A 16,199-nucleotide genomic window follows, 5' to 3' on the forward strand; every position below is an offset into this window, starting at 1 on the left:
TCAGTTTCAAGGCCTTTGGTCGAAGCCTCGAATTGCCTGGGTTCAGTCGAGAAGGTCGACTCTGACACGCAAAGTCATGTTTTCTCCTCGTTGCGTGCCGTAACTGTGGCTTGACGCACTCCGTTCAGCCTGGCTCTGCTGGTTGTACCCGGCCAAAGTAATCCACTCGCCAAGCCTGCCGGTCACGGTTGTGTCGGTGCTCTGCACTTTCACTACATCGGGACGTTCGCTGCTCATTCGATCATTATTGCTGCTGATTGCCAGCCGCACCGTGTCGCCGCTGACGCTGGGTGTGACATAGAAACCCTGGGTCACATTGCGATATTCAGTGTTGCTCTGCACGCGGCCGTACCCGTCGGTGCTGCTGCTGGTGATCGGCACGCTCTGGCCAACCTGGATCAGCGCCGGCTGGCCGTCACTGGCCTGGATCTGCTGCAGGCCGCCCTCCCGGTTGCTGGTGCCGTAGCGAATCACCCGAGCATTGCCACGGTTGTCCTGAAAGTTGCTGTCATTGTTGTCGACGCTGATCAGCAAGCGCTTGGCTTTGCTGTCGAGTTGCTGCAGCAGCGCGCGCAAGTCGCCAATGCGTTCGGGGCTGGCGGTGACGATCAGCTTGTTCTCGAAGGCGCTGACGCTGCCTTCCTTGCCAATAAAGGCCTGCGCGGTGGGCAGCAGTTCGGCACTGCTGCGGTGCTGCAAGGGCAGCACTTCGGTGGCGGCCTGGGCGCCAAGGCTGGTAGCCAGCAGCAGTGAAGCGAGCAGGGGGCGTAGCAGCATGTTGGAGTTCTCCGCAGGTAGAACAGACATGATGGCAAATTTGTCACGGTTATGCCGGATGAGGATCACAACCTGAGTCAAATGCGCTCAGTCGCCACGCACAGGTGGTTGCCCCCGGACAAATTCCGTAACATCGCGCCCCCGCTCGCTGCATGCCCAGATGCCAGCGCTTGCACAGATTGACTGATCTCAGGAAGCCCATGAAACCCGCCCGACTACGCGCCGATCTTCTCGCCGGCCTGACTACTTCCTTCGCCCTGGTACCCGAGTGCATCGCCTTTGCCTTGGTCGCCCATCTCAACCCGCTGATGGGTTTGTACGGCGCCTTCATCATCTGCACCCTGACAGCGCTGTTCGGCGGCCGGCCGGGGATGATCTCCGGCGCGGCCGGCTCGATGGCGGTGGTGATCGTCGCGCTGGTGGTACAGCACGGCGCGCAGTACCTGCTGGCAACGGTGCTGCTGGGCGGGTTGCTGATGATCCTGTTTGGCGTGCTGCGCTTGGGCAAGCTCGTAAGGCTGGTGCCGTACCCGGTGATGCTTGGCTTCGTCAATGGCCTGGCCATCGTCATCGCCATGGCCCAGCTCGAGCATTTCAAAAGTGGCGAGCAGTGGCTCAGTGGCACCCCGCTGTACCTGATGATTGGCCTGGTAGCGTTGACCATGCTGGTGGTCTATGTGTTGCCGCGCCTGACCCGCAGCGTGCCGCCAGCGCTGGTGGCCATCCTCGGCGTCGGCCTGCTGGTGTATCTGCTTGATCTGCCGACAAGGACCCTGGGTGAGATGGCACATATCGCCGGCGGCCTGCCGCAGTTGGCTTGGCCGCAGGTGCCATGGACGCTTGACACGCTGAAAATCATTGCCCCCTATGCGCTGCTGATGGCCATGGTCGGCCTGCTGGAAACCCTGCTGACCCTTAACCTCACCGACGAAATCACCGAGAGCCGCGGCTTTCCAGACCGTGAATGTGTGGCCCTGGGCGCGGCCAACATGGTCTCGGGCATGTGCGGTGGCATGGGTGGCTGTGCGATGATCGGGCAGACCATGATCAACCTCAGCTCCAATGGCCGTGGGCGGCTGTCGGGGGTAGTGGCTGGCGGCATGATCCTGCTGTTCGTGTTGTTCCTGTCACCACTGATCGAGCGGATACCACTGGCGGCACTGGTCGGGGTGATGTTCGTGGTGGCCCAGCAGACCTTCGCCTGGGCCTCACTGCGGGTGTTGCACAAGGTACCCGTCAGTGATGTGCTGGCGATCATTGCCGTGACCGTGGTCACGGTATTCACCGACCTGGCCATGGCGGTGCTGTTCGGGATCATCCTCGCGGCGATCAACTTCGCCTGGCAGCATGCCCGCGAGCTGTACGCCGACAGCCATGTCGATAGTGATGGCAACAAGCACTATCAGGTACACGGCACGCTGTTTTTTGCTTCCACGGCGGCGTTCCTCAACCAGTTCGAGCCCACGCAGGACCCTGATGGGGTGACGCTGGATTGCAAGCACCTGAGCTTTGTCGACTACTCGGCGGTGGCGGCGTTGCAAACCTTGCGCGAGCGTTACAGCAAGGCCGGCAAGCATCTGCGTGTTGTGCATCTGTCCGAGCGCTGCAAGAAGCTGCTCAAGCGGGCAGGGGCCCAGCACTGATCGATCATGCCTGGGCCGGCGTGGATGCGCGGCTCAGGCATAACAACGCGCTGGCCTAGTTGCCGGTGTTCTTCTTGATGATCGCCTCGGCGATAGTGGCCGGCGCCTCACCGTACTTGGTGAACTCCATGGTGTAGCTGGCCCGGCCCTGAGTCATCGAGCGCATCTGCGTCGAGTAGCCAAACATCTCACCCAACGGCACCTCGGCGCGGATCACCTTGCCGGCCGGCGTCTCTTCCCCTTCCTGGATCATGCCGCGGCGCCTGCTCAGGTCGCCGATGATGTCGCCCTGATATTCATCGGGGGTGACCACTTCAACCTTCATCACCGGCTCCAGCAATACCGCGCCGCCTTTCTGCGATAGTTGCTTGGTGGCCATCGACGCCGCGATCTTGAAGGCCATCTCGTTGGAGTCGACATCATGGTAGGAGCCGTCGAATACTGCCGCCTTGAGGCCGATCAGCGGATAGCCTGCCAACACACCATTGTGCATCTGCTCTTCGATGCCCTTCTGGATGGCCGGGATGTACTCGCGCGGTATGACCCCGCCGACCACCTCGTTGATGAACTCCAGGCCCTCTTTACCTTCCTCGCCTGGCGCAAAGCGGATCCAGCAGTGGCCGTATTGGCCGCGGCCACCGGATTGACGGACGAACTTGCCTTCGATTTCGCAGGTGTTGCGGATCTTCTCGCGGTAGGCGACCTGCGGCTTGCCGATGTTGGCCTCGACGCCAAACTCGCGACGCATGCGGTCGACAATGATGTCCAGGTGCAGCTCGCCCATGCCGGAAATGATCGTCTGTGCGGTTTCTTCGTCGGTCTTGACCCGAAACGACGGGTCTTCCTGGGCCAGCTTGCTCAAGGCAATGCCCATTTTCTCTTGATCGGCCTTGGTTTTCGGCTCGACCGCCACCGAAATCACTGGGTCGGGAAAGTCCATGCGCTCAAGGATGATCGGCTTGTTCAGGTCGCACAAGGTATCGCCGGTGGTGACGTCCTTCATGCCGATCAGCGCGGCGATGTCGCCGGCGCAGACGTTCTTGATCTCGGCCCGCTGGTTGGCGTGCATCTGCACCATACGGCCGACCCGTTCCTTTTTGCCTTTGACCGAGTTGAGCACGGCATCGCCCGAACTGAGGATGCCGGAGTAGACCCGCGCGAAGGTCAGCGTGCCTACGAACGGATCTGTGGCGATCTTGAACGCCAGCGCCGAAAACGGCTCATTGTCGTCGGCGTGGCGCTCCAGCGGCCGGTCGTCGTGGTCCGGGTCGGTGCCTTTGATGGCCGGTATTTCGCTGGGGGCGGGCAGGTAGTCGATGACCGCGTCGAGCATCAACGGCACGCCCTTGTTCTTGAATGACGAGCCGAGTACGGTCGGCACGATTTCATTGGCGATGGTGCGCTGACGCAGGCCGGCCTTGATCTGCTCGTTGCTCAGCTCCTGGCCGTCCAGATACAGCTCCATGAACTGGTCGTTGGCCTCGGCGGCCGCCTCGACCAAGTGCGCACGCCACTCGTCGGCGAGTGCCTGCAACTCGGCGGGGATGTCCTCTTCGCGGTAGCTGGCGCCATTGTCGGCGTCATTCCAGTAGATGGCTTTCATCTTCAGCAGATCGATCTGGCCGATGAAGTTTTCTTCGCTGCCGATCGCCAGCTGAATCGGCACGGGGTGGTGGCCCAGGCGTTTGTCGATCTGCTTGACCACGCGCAAGAAGTCCGCACCCTGGCGGTCCATCTTGTTGATGTAGGCAAGGCGCGGCACATGGTACTTGTTGGCCTGGCGCCAGACCGTCTCGGACTGTGGCTCGACCCCGTCGGCCGCACTGAACACCACGACCGCACCATCGAGCACACGCAACGAGCGCTCGACTTCGATGGTGAAGTCAACGTGGCCGGGGGTGTCGATGATGTTGAAACGAAACTTGTCGGCGAACTGCTTGGTCGAGCCTTGCCAGAAGGCCGTCGTCGCCGCTGAAGTGATGGTGATGCCACGCTCTTGTTCCTGCGCCATCCAGTCCATGGTCGCTGCGCCGTCATGCACTTCGCCCATCTTGTGGTTGACGCCGGTGTAGAACAGGATGCGTTCGGTAGTGGTGGTCTTGCCGGCGTCGACATGGGCGACAATGCCGATGTTGCGGTACAGCTCGATGGGGGTCGTGCGGGCCATGGTCAGTCACCTGAGGTGAATGCGCGGGAGGGGTATTCCCACGGTAGCAGACGGCACGCCGCCTGCTAGCCCAATGGCCGGCTATACGAGGAACGGTGTCAGTCGGCCTGAGCCTGCAACTGCCACTTGCCGTCGACTTCACGCGCCAGGCCGCTGGCCGGCAGCAGTGCCAGCAGACGTTGATGCAAGGCCGGGTCGGTGAAACCTTTGACGGTATCCAGGTCGAGCTCGCCGAGCAATTGCATGTCGGTCTTGGTGTACGACAGCCAGGCCTTCTTCAGGTACTGCAGCACATCACTGCCCGCCGTGTTGGCGAAGCGCCGGTTGAGCGTGCGGCCTTCCAGCTCGAAGGTGTGGCGGTGGCTGTAGTTGCTCTCGTCGCCTGCGCCTTCGACGCAGCGGTAGCAGCTGCAGGCGCCGTCGCCGAAGGCGTTGCGCAGGTAGCTGTTGAAGTCCACGACGGGCTTGAGGGAAAGGCGTTTGTCGACCTCGAACAGGTCGGCGGTCATCGGTTGTTCAGCGCTCACGCGGTGTCCTCGTGTGGTGTGGCGTGCATCGGCGGGCACCCTAACAGATCGGCGCTTTTTCGGCCATGCGCGCTGGCGCCCGCGCACATCCGGTCGTCTGCCACTCGCGCGGCGCCGCGTGCTGCCGTAACCTATGCGCCCCCGGTGCCCGCGCGCCGATCCCAACCCATGAGGCAAGTCGCTTGAACAAGTTTCCGTACATCGCCACCATCACCGTCAGCAGCGAAGACCGCGGGGGCGACACTGAAGCATCGGAGAACGTCAACATGCGGGTTGGCATCGAGGCTGTGACCGAGACCTTGAAGAAGGTGCATTTCGTCGCTGCACTGGCGGCCCCGGAAAAACCTGCCACGCACATCTGTGTGACGCTGGAGAACGGCCTGGTTTATTACGGCCCGATCGTCAATGGTCACGCCGAACTCGAAGGCGGCTGGATCGCCTTCGAGTCCGACATGCTCACCCCGCAAGAGCTCGGCCTGTAAGCCTCAGCCCAGCTCGGCCAGGCACTGCTCGAAGATATCCAGGCCTGCTTCGAGCACCTCAGCCTCGATGGTCAGTGGTGCCAGCAGGCGAATGATATGGCGCGCCTTGCCGCTGGGCATCAGCAGCAACCCCTTGCTCCGCGCCGCTTGCAGCAGTTTGGCCAGCTGCGCCGGGGCTGGCTTGCCGTCGGCATTGACCAGTTCGATGCCACGCATGGCGCCGACCCCGGTCAAACGACCCAGTGACGGGTACAGCCCTGATGCCTTCCAGCGTTGATAGCGGCCGACGATAGCTTGCTCATGGCGTTCGCCCCAGGTCGCCAGATTGGCATCGGTCATCTGTGCCAGGCTGGCCAACGCCGCTGCGCAGGCAATCGGGTTGCCTGAATAGGTGCCGCCCAGGCCACCCTTGGGCAACGCTGCGAGCAACTCCCGGCGACCCACTACTGCGCCCAGCGGCATACCGCCGGCCATACTTTTTGCCAGCAGCAGCAGGTCGGGTTCGATCCCCAGTCGCGGGAAGGCAAAACGCTGCCCGGTACGGCCGAAGCCGGATTGGATCTCGTCGATGATCAACAGAATCCCGTGCTCATCGCAGAAGCGCCGCAGGGCTTGGGCGAACGTCGGATCAAGCGCGAGGAAGCCACCTTCGCCCTGCACCGGTTCAAGAATGAAAGCAGCCACGTCCTCCACTGCCAGTTCGACGCTGAACAGCCGGTCCAGGGCCTTGAGCGCCTGTTCACAGCTGACATCGGTGTCATTGCTGGGGTAGGGCAGGTGATAGACCGGGCCCGGCAAATCGCCGACCCGCTGCTTGTATGGTGCGACCTTGCCATTGAGGTTGAGCGTGGCCAGCGTGCGGCCGTGGAAGGCGCCGTCGAAGGCAATGATCGCGCGCTTGCCGGTGGCGCCGCGGGCGACTTTCAGGGCGTTCTCGGCAGCTTCCGCGCCGCTGTTGGTAAGCATTCCGGCCATGGGGTAGCTGAGCGGCACAAAGCTGCTCAGTTGCTCCATCAGTTGCAGGTACGGGCCGTGGGCGGCAGCGTTGAACGCATAGTGGGTCAAGCGACCGGCCTGCTGTTGAATCGCTGCAACTACTGCCGGGTTGCAGTGGCCCAGGTTGAGCACGCCGATGCCGCCGACGAAGTCGATATAGCCGTTACCGTCGGTATCCCAGACATGTGCATTGAGGCCATGGGAAAGTGTGATGGGGTGAACGATGGAAATGGACTGGCTGATACTTTCCTGATTCATGGGGGCACGCGTACCTTGTTCGATTTTGCTGACTATCCAAGCGCTTTGATCGCCCACGCACAAACGAATAATTCGATTGCGGTCATTCCCCTGATTCCTGAATTTTCAGCGGTGACTTGCACCGTGGCGTAAACCGCTGGCTCAAGGTGGTTGATGGTTTTTATTTTTTGGCCGATCGGTCAGGTCATCTCGGCATGAGTTCATTCCCCTGCGGAATCATGTGCTGCAAAAAGGTCGTTTGTTGGGGCTCCACCAAAGATCAATACTGACGTGGATCAATGATCGCGGCCGGGTAGGTCGGGATAACCAAAAGGCCTGCCTCGGTACGTACAGAACAACAACTAGATGCACGTTTGCATTGTACGAATTCTGCTCCAAGTTCAGCCGCCCGAGCGGCGGCCGACCCACTCGAGGGTTTTCCATGGCTTCGCTAAAAAACAAGAAACAGCGGTCCTTGCAACATGGTCTGACCTCGCGTCAGGTGTCGATGATTTCGATCGCCGGGATCATCGGCGCGGGGTTGTTCATCGGCTCATCCAACGCAATCGCCACGGCCGGGCCGGCGATTCTGATCTCCTACGCCATGACCGGCTTGCTGGTGCTGCTGGTGATGCGCATGCTCGGTGAGATGGCCATCGCCAACCCCAACAGCGGCTCATTCTCGACCTATGCCAGTGAGGCGATCGGGCCTTGGGCTGGCTTTACCATCGGCTGGCTGTACTGGTGGTTCTGGGTGCTGATCATTCCGGTCGAGGCGATTGCCGGGGCAGACATCCTGCATGCGTATTTCCCTGACGTGCCGTCATGGCTGTTTGCATTTCTGATCATGTTGGTGTTGTCGTGCACCAACCTGATCAGCGTGAAGAACTTTGGTGAGTTCGAGTATTGGTTCGCCTTGATCAAGGTGATCGCCATTGTGGCATTCATCGTTGTTTGCACGATGGCGGTGCTGGGTTTCTGGCCATTGGCCGAGACACGCGGTGTGAGCCAGCTTTGGGCGAACGGCGGGTTTATGCCGAACGGCTTCGGCACGGTGCTGGGTGGTGTGCTGATCACCATCTTCTCGTTCTTTGGCGCCGAGATCGTGACCATTGCAGCGGATGAGACGGCCAATCCGAAAGACAAGATTCGCCGGGCGACCAACCTAGTGGTGTACCGCATCGGCATCTTCTATCTCGCGTCGATCTTCCTGGTGGTGTCGCTGGTGGCGTGGAACGATCCTGCGCTGAAGGCGGTGGGGTCGTTCCAGCGGGCGCTCGAGGTGCTGAATGTGCCGGGGGCGAAACTGGTGGTCGACCTGGTGGTGCTGGTGGCGGTTACCAGTTGCATGAACTCCGGGTTGTATACGGCTTCACGGATGCTCTACTCGCTGGCTTCGCGGGGGGAGGCGCCTGCTATGGTGCGGCGTGTGTCGGGTAATGGCGTGCCGACGGTAGCGGTGCTGTTGTCGACCTTGGCGGGCTTTGTCGGGTGTCTGGTCAACTACGTGTTCCCGGGGAAGGTGTTTGGCTTCCTGCTGTCCACAACCGGGGCGATTGCTTTGCTGGTGTATCTGGTGATTGCGATTTCACAATTGCGCATGCGTGGGCGGGCGGATCGGCTGGGGACTGTGCTGGAACTGAAAATGTGGCTGTTCCCGTGGCTGACCTGGTTGGTGATCGGGACGATTGTGATGGTGCTGGGGTATATGCTGCTCAGTGATGCTTATCGGTATGAGACGTTGATGACTGCTGGGGTTACGGCGTTTATCTTGCTGGTTGCGGTTACGCGGCGGCGGGGTGGGCCGGGGCGTTCCTCGATTCTGGTTTCGGGTGATTGAGCGTTTTGGATTAGCCCCTTGATCGCCGACACAACGCGGCCCCTGTAGGAGCGGCCTTGTGTCGCGAAAGGCCAGCGCAGCTGGCCCGACATTCTTGCAGCGCTGTATGAATCGAGGGGCCGCTGCGCGGCCCTATCGCGACACAAGGCCGCTCCTACAACAGTCTGAATCAGACAATTCTTATGAGACCCATCCGATCAGCGGAATAGCCTAGCGGGGTTTTCACCATAGGCTTTCCGCGATGTTCACATACACCTCATCCTGTGCACCACCACGGCCTTCGCGCCGAACGGTTGGCTGCCGCCTGAACATCCCGGTTCAACACCTTTGATTGCTAACACTGCCAGCCAGTGGCATACGCCGCCGGCCTGGCTGTTCGCGACCGCGTTAACAGGCACGGTCGCCGGCCGCGTCCTGATGCAGCCGATCTGCTGCAACGGGAGATAGTCAGTGCTGGCCTTTGTGCCCTACAGTGTCATTCCTACGCACAAAGGCTAGCGAGCATGACCGATCTGAGCGCATTCCCTATCACCCGCAAATGGCCAGCCGCGCATCCCGAGCGCCTGCAGCTGTATTCGCTGCCAACGCCAAATGGGGTCAAGGTGTCGATCATGCTCGAAGAGATTGGCCTGGCCTATGAAGCGCACAAGGTCAGCTTCGAACATGAAGAGCAACTGAGCCCCGAATTCATCTCGCTCAGTGCCAACAACAAGATCCCGGCCATCCTCGACCCCAACGGGCCGGACGGCCAGCCGCTGGCGCTGTTCGAGTCAGGCGCGATTCTGCAGTACCTGGCCGAGAAGAGCGGGCAATTGCTCAGCGTCAGCCCGGCCCAGCGCTACCAGACCCTGCAGTGGCTGATGTTCCAGATGGGCGGCATCGGGCCGATGTTTGGCCAGGTAGGCTTTTTCCATTTCTTCGCCGGCAAGGATTTCGAAGACAAGCGCCCACGTGATCGCTACGTCAATGAATCGCGGCGGCTGCTCGGGGTGCTTGATCGGCATCTGCACGGCCGGGACTGGATGGTCGACGACTACAGTATCGCCGACATTGCCATCTTTCCCTGGGTGCGCAACCTGGTCGACCGCTACAACGCACGCGAACTGGTGCAGTTCGAGCAGTTCAAGGACGTGCAGCGGGTGCTGGACAACTTCCTCGCTCGGCCAGCGGTACAGCGCGGTTTGACGATTCCGAGCTGAGCGGCACTGAGTGCTACAGGAGCGAGCGATGATGGCCGGCAAATGGATCCTTGAACAGCTTGCAGGCGATGGACAGGCCCGTGCCGCGGCGGTGTTCGATGGCCTTTGAATTGATCCGCGCCAGCGACAGCTACCGCAGCTTTGCGCGGGATCTCACCCGCCAGGCCATGCTGCCGTACTATCAGGCATTCGGCCTGCGCTGGATCGAAGAAGCCTTCGACCAGGCCTGGGGCTGGCGCGAACAGTGGCTTGTCATGGAAGGCGAGACTGTGCTGGGCTTTTGCAGCGTGAGTCAGGATCGCCAGGCGCTGTTCATTCGCGAACTGCACCTGGTGCCCGAGCAGCGCAACCGCGGCGTTGGCACCTGGGCCCTGCAAGCGCTGGCTGCGATGGCCGCGCGGCGCAAGCTGGGCTTGCTGCGGCTGATGGTGTTCAAGATCAACCCGGCGCGGCAGTTGTACCTGCGCCAGGGTTTCCTCGAGATGGGCGAAGACGACTGCTTCGTGCGCATGCAGCGCGCAGTCGCCTGAACCTCAACGCTGGCTGACGCGCACGGTATTGCCCTGGCGCACGGTCGACTCGAGCAGGGTGCCCTGCAGCGGCAACAGGTCGCCGATCAACAGGTTCTGCAGCAGTGGCTTACCGTCGAAGCTGTTACCACCCAACTCGACCTGGCGCATGCCTTCTACCCGCAGGATGGCCTTGCCGACCTGGCCCAGACGGTTGCCGCTGAGCAGCAGCGGGCCGGCCATGGGCGTGGCGTTGCGCAGGCTCACCGCGTACTCGGGGGTATTGGTGATGTGGTTGCCAAGCAGCGCCAGTGCGCCGACTTCGCTGGCGTCGATGGCGCTACCGACACTGCTGCCGAGCAAGTTGTTGTCGATCACCAGTGGCGCTGCCGGGGTTGGCGCTAGGCTGCGCAGCTGGATGCCATTGCCACGGCTGTCGCCGATGCGGTTGCCGGCCAGCAACACCGCGCCTTGTTGCTCGCTGACTTCGATGGCAGCCTTGCCCGCGCCGAGGATCAGGTTGTTTTCCACCAGCGCGCGGGTTTGTCCACGCAGACGTACGCCGCTGTTGTTGTCGATGCCGCGCAGCTGGTTGTCACGCACGCTGACCTGGCTGTCACGGACATCGATTGCATATTGCTGGGACTGCTCGAAGCGGCTGCCCTCGATGGTTGCCTGGCTGCGCTGCAGCTCGAGCGCACTGGACATCTCACTGAACTGGCTGTCGCGGATCACCACCGTCGCCGGGCGGCTGCTGGCCGGCTGCTGGGTGCTGATCGCCGTAGTCAGGCCACGCGACAGGTTGGCGTTATAGCCCAGACGCTTCAAGGTCGAGCCAACCACCTGGGTGTGGCTGCCGGCCCAGGCGATCACGAACGGACGCCAGGCGCGGTCGGTATTGCCCGCCTTGTCACCGGCCATGCTCTCCAGGTTGGACTTGTTCAGCCCCAGCCAGCCCTGGTTGATCAGCGCGGTACCGGAGTAGCTCGACAGATACAGGCTGGTGCCTTCGAGGACCAGACCGGCATCGGCGCCGATCATCAGCGGATAGCTGAGCAGGTAACCGTCCTTGTAGCGCTTGAGAATGCGTGAGTCGTTCAAGGCATCGTGCAACTGAGCAAGGGTGATGCTGCCGCCGCGCAGGGTCACCACTTGCGGGTGATGCGCCTGATAGCCAGCAATGGCCCGGAACAGCCCATTATTGACGAACGGCTCGAACGGCCAGCTGCCGGCCTGGGCCGAGAACATCGGTTGCAGGCTGACACTGGCGCGGCCCGCCGGGCGTGCGCGTTCGGCCTGGGCAAAGGTTACCGCCAGGCGGACCTGCTGGCGCAGCTGCTGCAAATGTTGCTGATATTGCTCGGCAGGCAGCACGTCGACCGTCTGCTTGATGGGCAAGGTCTGCGTGCCAGCCTGGGCAGTACCGGCCAGCAGCAGGGCGGCGAGGCAGGTCAGGGAAAAACGGGCGAAGGGGGCCATGGGCACGTCCTTGTTCAACGCAAATGGGAATAAGCAGGCTGGATCGGGCCGCCGAGCTGACTGTAGTTGTCGACCTCGCCGTCTTCGCTGTCGTACAGCTTGCGCGCCAGGCTATTGCCCGGGTTGCGTTGCAGGTACGGGATCAGCCAGGCCAGCTTGTACGGCGCTACGTCCGCCTGCGACTTGCCCTTGAGTTCTGGCAGGTCATCCGGATCGAGCACGCTGCGAGCGGCGAAGTTGGCCAGCAGATCAAGCGTATGCTGGTCTTCGGCCGTCCACGGCAGGCCGTTGACGCGGGCCGATTCGGCCAGCAGCACCAGTGGCACCAGCGCGTACTGGCTGTAGCTGGCCGCCAATTTGGCCCGTGCGACTTCCAGCGGCAGATAGGCGTAGCTACCATCGCTGTTGCGTACCGCCTGGGCCAGTCCGCGGCGCAGGTTGCCGTCGGCCCACTGGATGAAATCGTCACGACCGACCAGCATGCCGGTGGCCGCGACTGCCCAGGCTGCCCAGTAGTCGTGGTTGTTGAAGTACACCCCGCGGGCGCTGCGGCGTGGGTCGTACTCAGCGATGACGCGCTCGCCCAGGCGAGTGAACCAGTCTTTCTGCACCGGCGTCAGCTGCAACTTGCCATCGCTGGCCGACTGGGTCAGCAATACCGCGCCGGCCATTGATGCCAGCGCCCATTTGCGTGCCGCCATGCCGGTGCTGCTGGCGTCCTCGGTGAGCAGCGCGCCGGCGCTGGCCCACTGTTCCAGCCACTGGTCCTGGCAGGCCAGGGCCATGTTGGCCTCCTGCGGTTTTTTCGCCCGCTGAAAGCGCTTGCTGGCATAGATCAGGCCGCCGATGAACTCCTTGACCTGCTTGCCGATCCGTTCGCTGTCGGCATCCGGGCTGCTGCGCAAGGTCGACTTGCTCGCGTCGCTCTGGTCGTATTTGCTTTGCAGGCGCAGGCTGCCGGTGTAGGGCGGCGGCGGCGCCTTGCTGCACTCAAGGGTACGGTAGTCGGCGATCATCGCTGCCTGCGGAGTATTGCGCGCAGGCCAGATCGACTGAGCCGCCTGCACCTGAGGCGCGAGCAGGGCCAGAGCCAGAGCCAGCAGGCTCAGTTGACGCGCGTGCGCGCGGCCAGTGCTGGCCGTCGCGCGTTGCAGGTTTACAGGCATAGACGGGTTTCCACATCGGTAGGCGCAGCGCTGGCCTTGGTCGGCTCAAGGAACACCGACAGCAGGTTGGCGCCGGCGTAGGCCGGATCTTTGCTCAGCTCAAGGTAGTACTGGCCACCGGTGACTGCAGCTTCACGGCGGAACCAGACCTTGTCGCGAGCACCGTTGTCGTAATAGACGATGACGTAGAAGTCCTTGACGTTCTTGTCGCTCAGGCGGATATCCAGAAAGCCGTTCGACCCGCTCAGCGCCTGGCGGTCACTGCCGGCGTTGGACAACAGCTCGATTCGTTCGCCGACCTTCAGCGGCGAGCGCTGCAGCTTGTTGCCAAGCACTTCGCGGGACGCTTCGCAGCCGCCTTTGACCGCCGGGATCAGCTGGCGATACATCAACGGCGAGTCAAGCCGGTAGTTGGCCGGCAGTTCCCAGACGATCAGCTTCGGCGGCGCGTCGGCCTTGTAGTCATCGGAGAGCAGGTACTCCAGCAGCGAGCCGTCCTCGCCAACGCCGGGCAGGGCGTAGTTGAGCACGTCGACGCTGAGGTACTGCTTGAGGTAGCCGTCGAAGTTGAACTGCTTGCTTTCGTCTTCCCGCGCTGCCGCGTTACTGTCACCGACCAGAATCACTTCCGGGTCCGGCGCCTCGTCGAACAGCGCTTCGGCGCTGGCCTCGACCGGGATGGTCTGGTAGCCGCGTACATACTGGAAACCGTAGTTGTTGCCGCAGATCGCACTCATGGCCAGGTTGAGGGTGCCGTCTTTGGGCACCATCACGCCAGGCTCGGTGCGGTACTGCTTCTTGGTCAGGCCGGCGTAGAACGGCTGACGGCGGATCTCGTCTGCCATCAAGCGCGCGGTCGCCTCGGCGCCGACCGGTGTCCAGTGGTGGTCGCGGCGGAAGAAGTACTCGCCCTTGGGCGGCTGCTGGACCAGCTGCATCATCGGCGCGACCACCGCGCCACCTTGCTTGAGCTGGCCAAGGTAAGCCGCCAGGTTGGCGCTGGCGCGGGCGTAGTCAAAGCCGTAAGGATGCTCGCCAATCAACCGGTCGCGGTGCATCAGGCCACGGGTCGGCTGGATCGCCATGGCGACCTGAATGCCCTGCTGATTGAAGGTTTTCATCAGGCGGGCAAATTCAGGGCGCATCGGCGCCGGAATGCCGAACTCGTTGGTCAGATCGACCGCCGAGCGGAACAGCCAGCGCTCCTGACCAGGGACGATCTCGCGCATCAGCTTCATGCGCCCCTCGGCATACTGCTGAGGATCGCTCAAGGCCGGGCAGACCATGCACTGCAGGTTTTCGCAGCCGGGCTTGGCGCCTTGCGCAGGCGTGGCGGCGTGGCCGGTCTGGCTGAGCAGGGCGAGGGCGGCGCCGAGGCCCAGGGGTTTGAGGATCTTCATTGCCATTTCATCCTTGCAGCGAAATTACTCGGTCGGGTCGATGCTGTTGGCCATGCTCATGCTGCGATTGTCCGGCAGCAGCACGTAGCTGTACGAGCGGCCCTTCTTCAGGAACAGCTCATCGAAGCTGGCGACCTTCTGCTCGGCCTCGTAGGCGGCGAAACCAATCTTGATTTCGTTGACCATGCGGCTGCCGGTCTGGCCGTTGCTCAGCGGGTCGACGATCACGTGCTTGCCGTCGACGGTCTTCAGCGCAGCTTGCTTGTCGCTGAGGTTGTAGAAGGCGATCTGGGCTTTTTTCGGCTCGTTGACGTATTTGTCAGCGATCAACTTGAGCTGCTTGCCGTCGTAGACCACGGTGCTGGCGGCATTGGCCTTGAGCTGGGGTTCGATGGCCTTGCCGCCGACGGCGATCTTGTGCGTGCCGGCGGGGATGAAGCGGTAACCGCTGAGCTGGCCGGCGGCGACTTTCTGCGGATTGACCTTGCCGCTGAGGCTGACGTCGATGTTGCTCTCCGACAGGTTGAGCACGCGGACAAACGCCGAATCGGCCGGGGCGACGGCATCGTACAGGTCGGCGTTGCCTTCGGCGGCGACCGCCAGGTGGCTGCCGAAGGCGAGGGCGATTGCGGTAAACAGGCGGGTGAGTTTCATCAGTTACTCCTTTGATTCTTCAAAAATGCTGCGGCTGGGCGCTACGGCTGAGCGAGCCCGGGCGATGTGCCAGCAAAGTGCGCAGGGGGAATTCCCAGACCACGGTGTCGATCTGTGGGTTGCTCAACTGATCGCTGGCGAGAAACTGGCTCATCGACTCGAACGGACCACGGGCCTCGACGGCAATCGAGATCAGGTCACGGTTGAGCGCTTCCTTGAGGAAGCCGACAAAGTTCCAGTCATCGATCTTGCTGTAGCTGGTGCCAACCAGCAGCAGGCTCTGCTCCTGCTCGGCAAACAAATCGTCGCTGCTCTGCTCGGCCTTGAGCGTCTCGTACAGGTCGATCTGGTTTGGGCCGAACTGCGGCGCGAGGCGGTTGTGGTCGAACTGGATGTAGTTCATCAGGTCGCCCTTGACGCTTTTCTCGCCGGCCTTGTGCGACACGTAAGCCTGATCGCCGACCAGTTGCGGGCGTTGCCGGGCCAGCTCGAAGGCGGCCAGGCGGGCACCGTCCGGGCTCCAGTGGGTATCGGACTTGAGGAACAACTCCGGGCCGTTCAGTTTGCTGAGGAACGCCCCGCGCAGCGGCACCACGTCGAGCTGACGCGCTTGCAGTTCGCCGACAAAATCGTCGTACAGGCTGACTACGCGTGGATCGAAGCGGTGCTGTGCATGCTCGGCATACACATCCAGCTTCATCGGCAGCGGCAGGATCACCAGCTGCTTGCCGTGCTCGGCCAGCTGCGTCTTGATCTTGGCGATCTGCTCCAGCTGGGTGTTGAGGTTGGCCTGCAGGTCGTTCGGGACGCGGTATTCCTGGTTGGTGTAGAGCCAGCCCTGCTTGCCCAGGACCACGCCTTTGGTGCCTTCACCAAACAGCTTGAACTGGGCATCGGCCCACAGCTCCACCGAAGGCTCACGCAGGAAGAAGCGCTTGTCGTAGACCTGCTCGAACTTGCGCAGCAGCTTGCCATCGACAAACAGGTTCCAGGTGTCGGTCTGGGTGCGGGCAAAGCTGAACACCGGCGGCAGCGAATAGACGAACATCGCCGCCAGCACCAGCACGAAGAGAATGCCATTGGCCTTGCTGGCCGAATTCATCACGGGGTACATGGCAGTCTC

The 16,199-nt window shown here is 62.2% G+C and carries 14 protein-coding genes; 5 read left to right on the plus strand and 9 right to left on the minus strand.

Going from position 1 to position 16,199, the window contains the following annotated elements; genetic code table 11:
* Positions 1-42: 42 nt before the first annotated feature.
* Positions 43-777, minus strand: coding sequence for a secretin N-terminal domain-containing protein (locus IDM28_RS08425; RefSeq protein ID WP_188035699.1), 735 nt, complete (start codon positions 775-777; stop codon positions 43-45).
* A 200-nt stretch (positions 778-977) separates the two neighbouring features.
* Between IDM28_RS08425 and IDM28_RS08430 the strand changes: the two genes are divergently transcribed.
* Positions 978-2,420: a SulP family inorganic anion transporter gene (locus IDM28_RS08430; RefSeq protein ID WP_188035700.1), complete on the plus strand. Its 1,443-nt coding sequence runs from the start codon at positions 978-980 to the stop codon at positions 2,418-2,420.
* A gap of 55 nt (positions 2,421-2,475) precedes the next feature.
* Here IDM28_RS08430 and fusA read toward each other — a convergent pair whose 3' ends face one another.
* Together fusA and IDM28_RS08440 are read right to left on the minus strand one after the other, a co-directional pair.
* The gene (fusA, locus tag IDM28_RS08435) at positions 2,476-4,587 is read right to left on the minus strand and encodes an elongation factor G (RefSeq protein ID WP_101318398.1); all 2,112 of its coding nucleotides are present in this window, start codon (positions 4,585-4,587) and stop codon (positions 2,476-2,478) included.
* Between the two features lie 98 nt (positions 4,588-4,685).
* The gene (locus IDM28_RS08440; protein WP_101318400.1) at positions 4,686-5,114 is read right to left on the minus strand and encodes a hypothetical protein; all 429 of its coding nucleotides are present in this window, start codon (positions 5,112-5,114) and stop codon (positions 4,686-4,688) included.
* Between the two features lie 182 nt (positions 5,115-5,296).
* On the opposite strand from IDM28_RS08440, the gene IDM28_RS08445 reads away from it, so the two are divergent.
* The gene (locus tag IDM28_RS08445; RefSeq protein ID WP_101318402.1) at positions 5,297-5,596 is read left to right on the plus strand and encodes a hypothetical protein; all 300 of its coding nucleotides are present in this window, start codon (positions 5,297-5,299) and stop codon (positions 5,594-5,596) included.
* 3 nt (positions 5,597-5,599) lie between these two features.
* Here IDM28_RS08445 and IDM28_RS08450 read toward each other — a convergent pair whose 3' ends face one another.
* Positions 5,600-6,850 carry an aspartate aminotransferase family protein gene (locus tag IDM28_RS08450; protein WP_188035701.1) on the minus strand — a complete coding sequence of 417 codons (1,251 nt, stop codon included), beginning with the start codon at positions 6,848-6,850 and terminating at the stop codon, positions 5,600-5,602.
* 421 nt (positions 6,851-7,271) lie between these two features.
* On the opposite strand from IDM28_RS08450, the gene IDM28_RS08455 reads away from it, so the two are divergent.
* The 3 genes from IDM28_RS08455 to IDM28_RS08465 all read left to right on the plus strand — a co-directional run bounded on the left by IDM28_RS08455 (position 7,272) and on the right by IDM28_RS08465 (position 10,398).
* Positions 7,272-8,669 (plus strand): amino acid permease, encoded by a 1,398-nt coding sequence (locus IDM28_RS08455; protein WP_150572857.1) that lies wholly within the window; start codon positions 7,272-7,274, stop codon positions 8,667-8,669.
* 503 nt (positions 8,670-9,172) lie between these two features.
* Positions 9,173-9,868 (plus strand): glutathione S-transferase N-terminal domain-containing protein, encoded by a 696-nt coding sequence (locus IDM28_RS08460; RefSeq protein ID WP_188035702.1) that lies wholly within the window; start codon positions 9,173-9,175, stop codon positions 9,866-9,868.
* Between the two features lie 98 nt (positions 9,869-9,966).
* On the plus strand, positions 9,967-10,398 hold the full coding sequence (locus IDM28_RS08465) for a GNAT family N-acetyltransferase (protein ID WP_188035703.1): 432 nt from the start codon (positions 9,967-9,969) through the stop codon (positions 10,396-10,398).
* A gap of 3 nt (positions 10,399-10,401) precedes the next feature.
* Here IDM28_RS08465 and IDM28_RS08470 read toward each other — a convergent pair whose 3' ends face one another.
* The 5 genes from IDM28_RS08470 to IDM28_RS08490 are packed head-to-tail and all read right to left on the minus strand — an operon-like array spanning position 10,402 to position 16,190.
* Entirely contained in the window at positions 10,402-11,856 is a 1,455-nt protein-coding gene (locus tag IDM28_RS08470) for a right-handed parallel beta-helix repeat-containing protein (RefSeq protein ID WP_188035704.1), read from the minus strand.
* A gap of 14 nt (positions 11,857-11,870) precedes the next feature.
* On the minus strand, positions 11,871-13,022 hold the full coding sequence (locus IDM28_RS08475) for a polysaccharide lyase (protein ID WP_150571297.1): 1,152 nt from the start codon (positions 13,020-13,022) through the stop codon (positions 11,871-11,873).
* Positions 13,013-14,422 (minus strand): alginate O-acetyltransferase AlgX-related protein, encoded by a 1,410-nt coding sequence (locus tag IDM28_RS08480; RefSeq protein WP_101318416.1) that lies wholly within the window; start codon positions 14,420-14,422, stop codon positions 13,013-13,015. Before IDM28_RS08480 ends, IDM28_RS08475 begins: the two co-directional genes overlap by 10 nt.
* A gap of 24 nt (positions 14,423-14,446) precedes the next feature.
* Complete coding sequence (locus tag IDM28_RS08485) at positions 14,447-15,076, minus strand: alginate O-acetyltransferase AlgF (protein ID WP_188035705.1); 630 nt, start codon at positions 15,074-15,076, stop codon at positions 14,447-14,449.
* Between the two features lie 19 nt (positions 15,077-15,095).
* Positions 15,096-16,190, minus strand: a complete 1,095-nt coding sequence (locus IDM28_RS08490) for an alginate O-acetyltransferase (RefSeq protein ID WP_103436842.1) — start codon at positions 16,188-16,190, stop codon at positions 15,096-15,098.
* Positions 16,191-16,199: the final 9 nt, after the last annotated feature.

The organism is Pseudomonas sp. EZ-C24 (assembly GCF_014525325.1).
Classification (GTDB): Bacteria; Pseudomonadota; Gammaproteobacteria; order Pseudomonadales; family Pseudomonadaceae; genus Aquipseudomonas; species Aquipseudomonas shirazensis.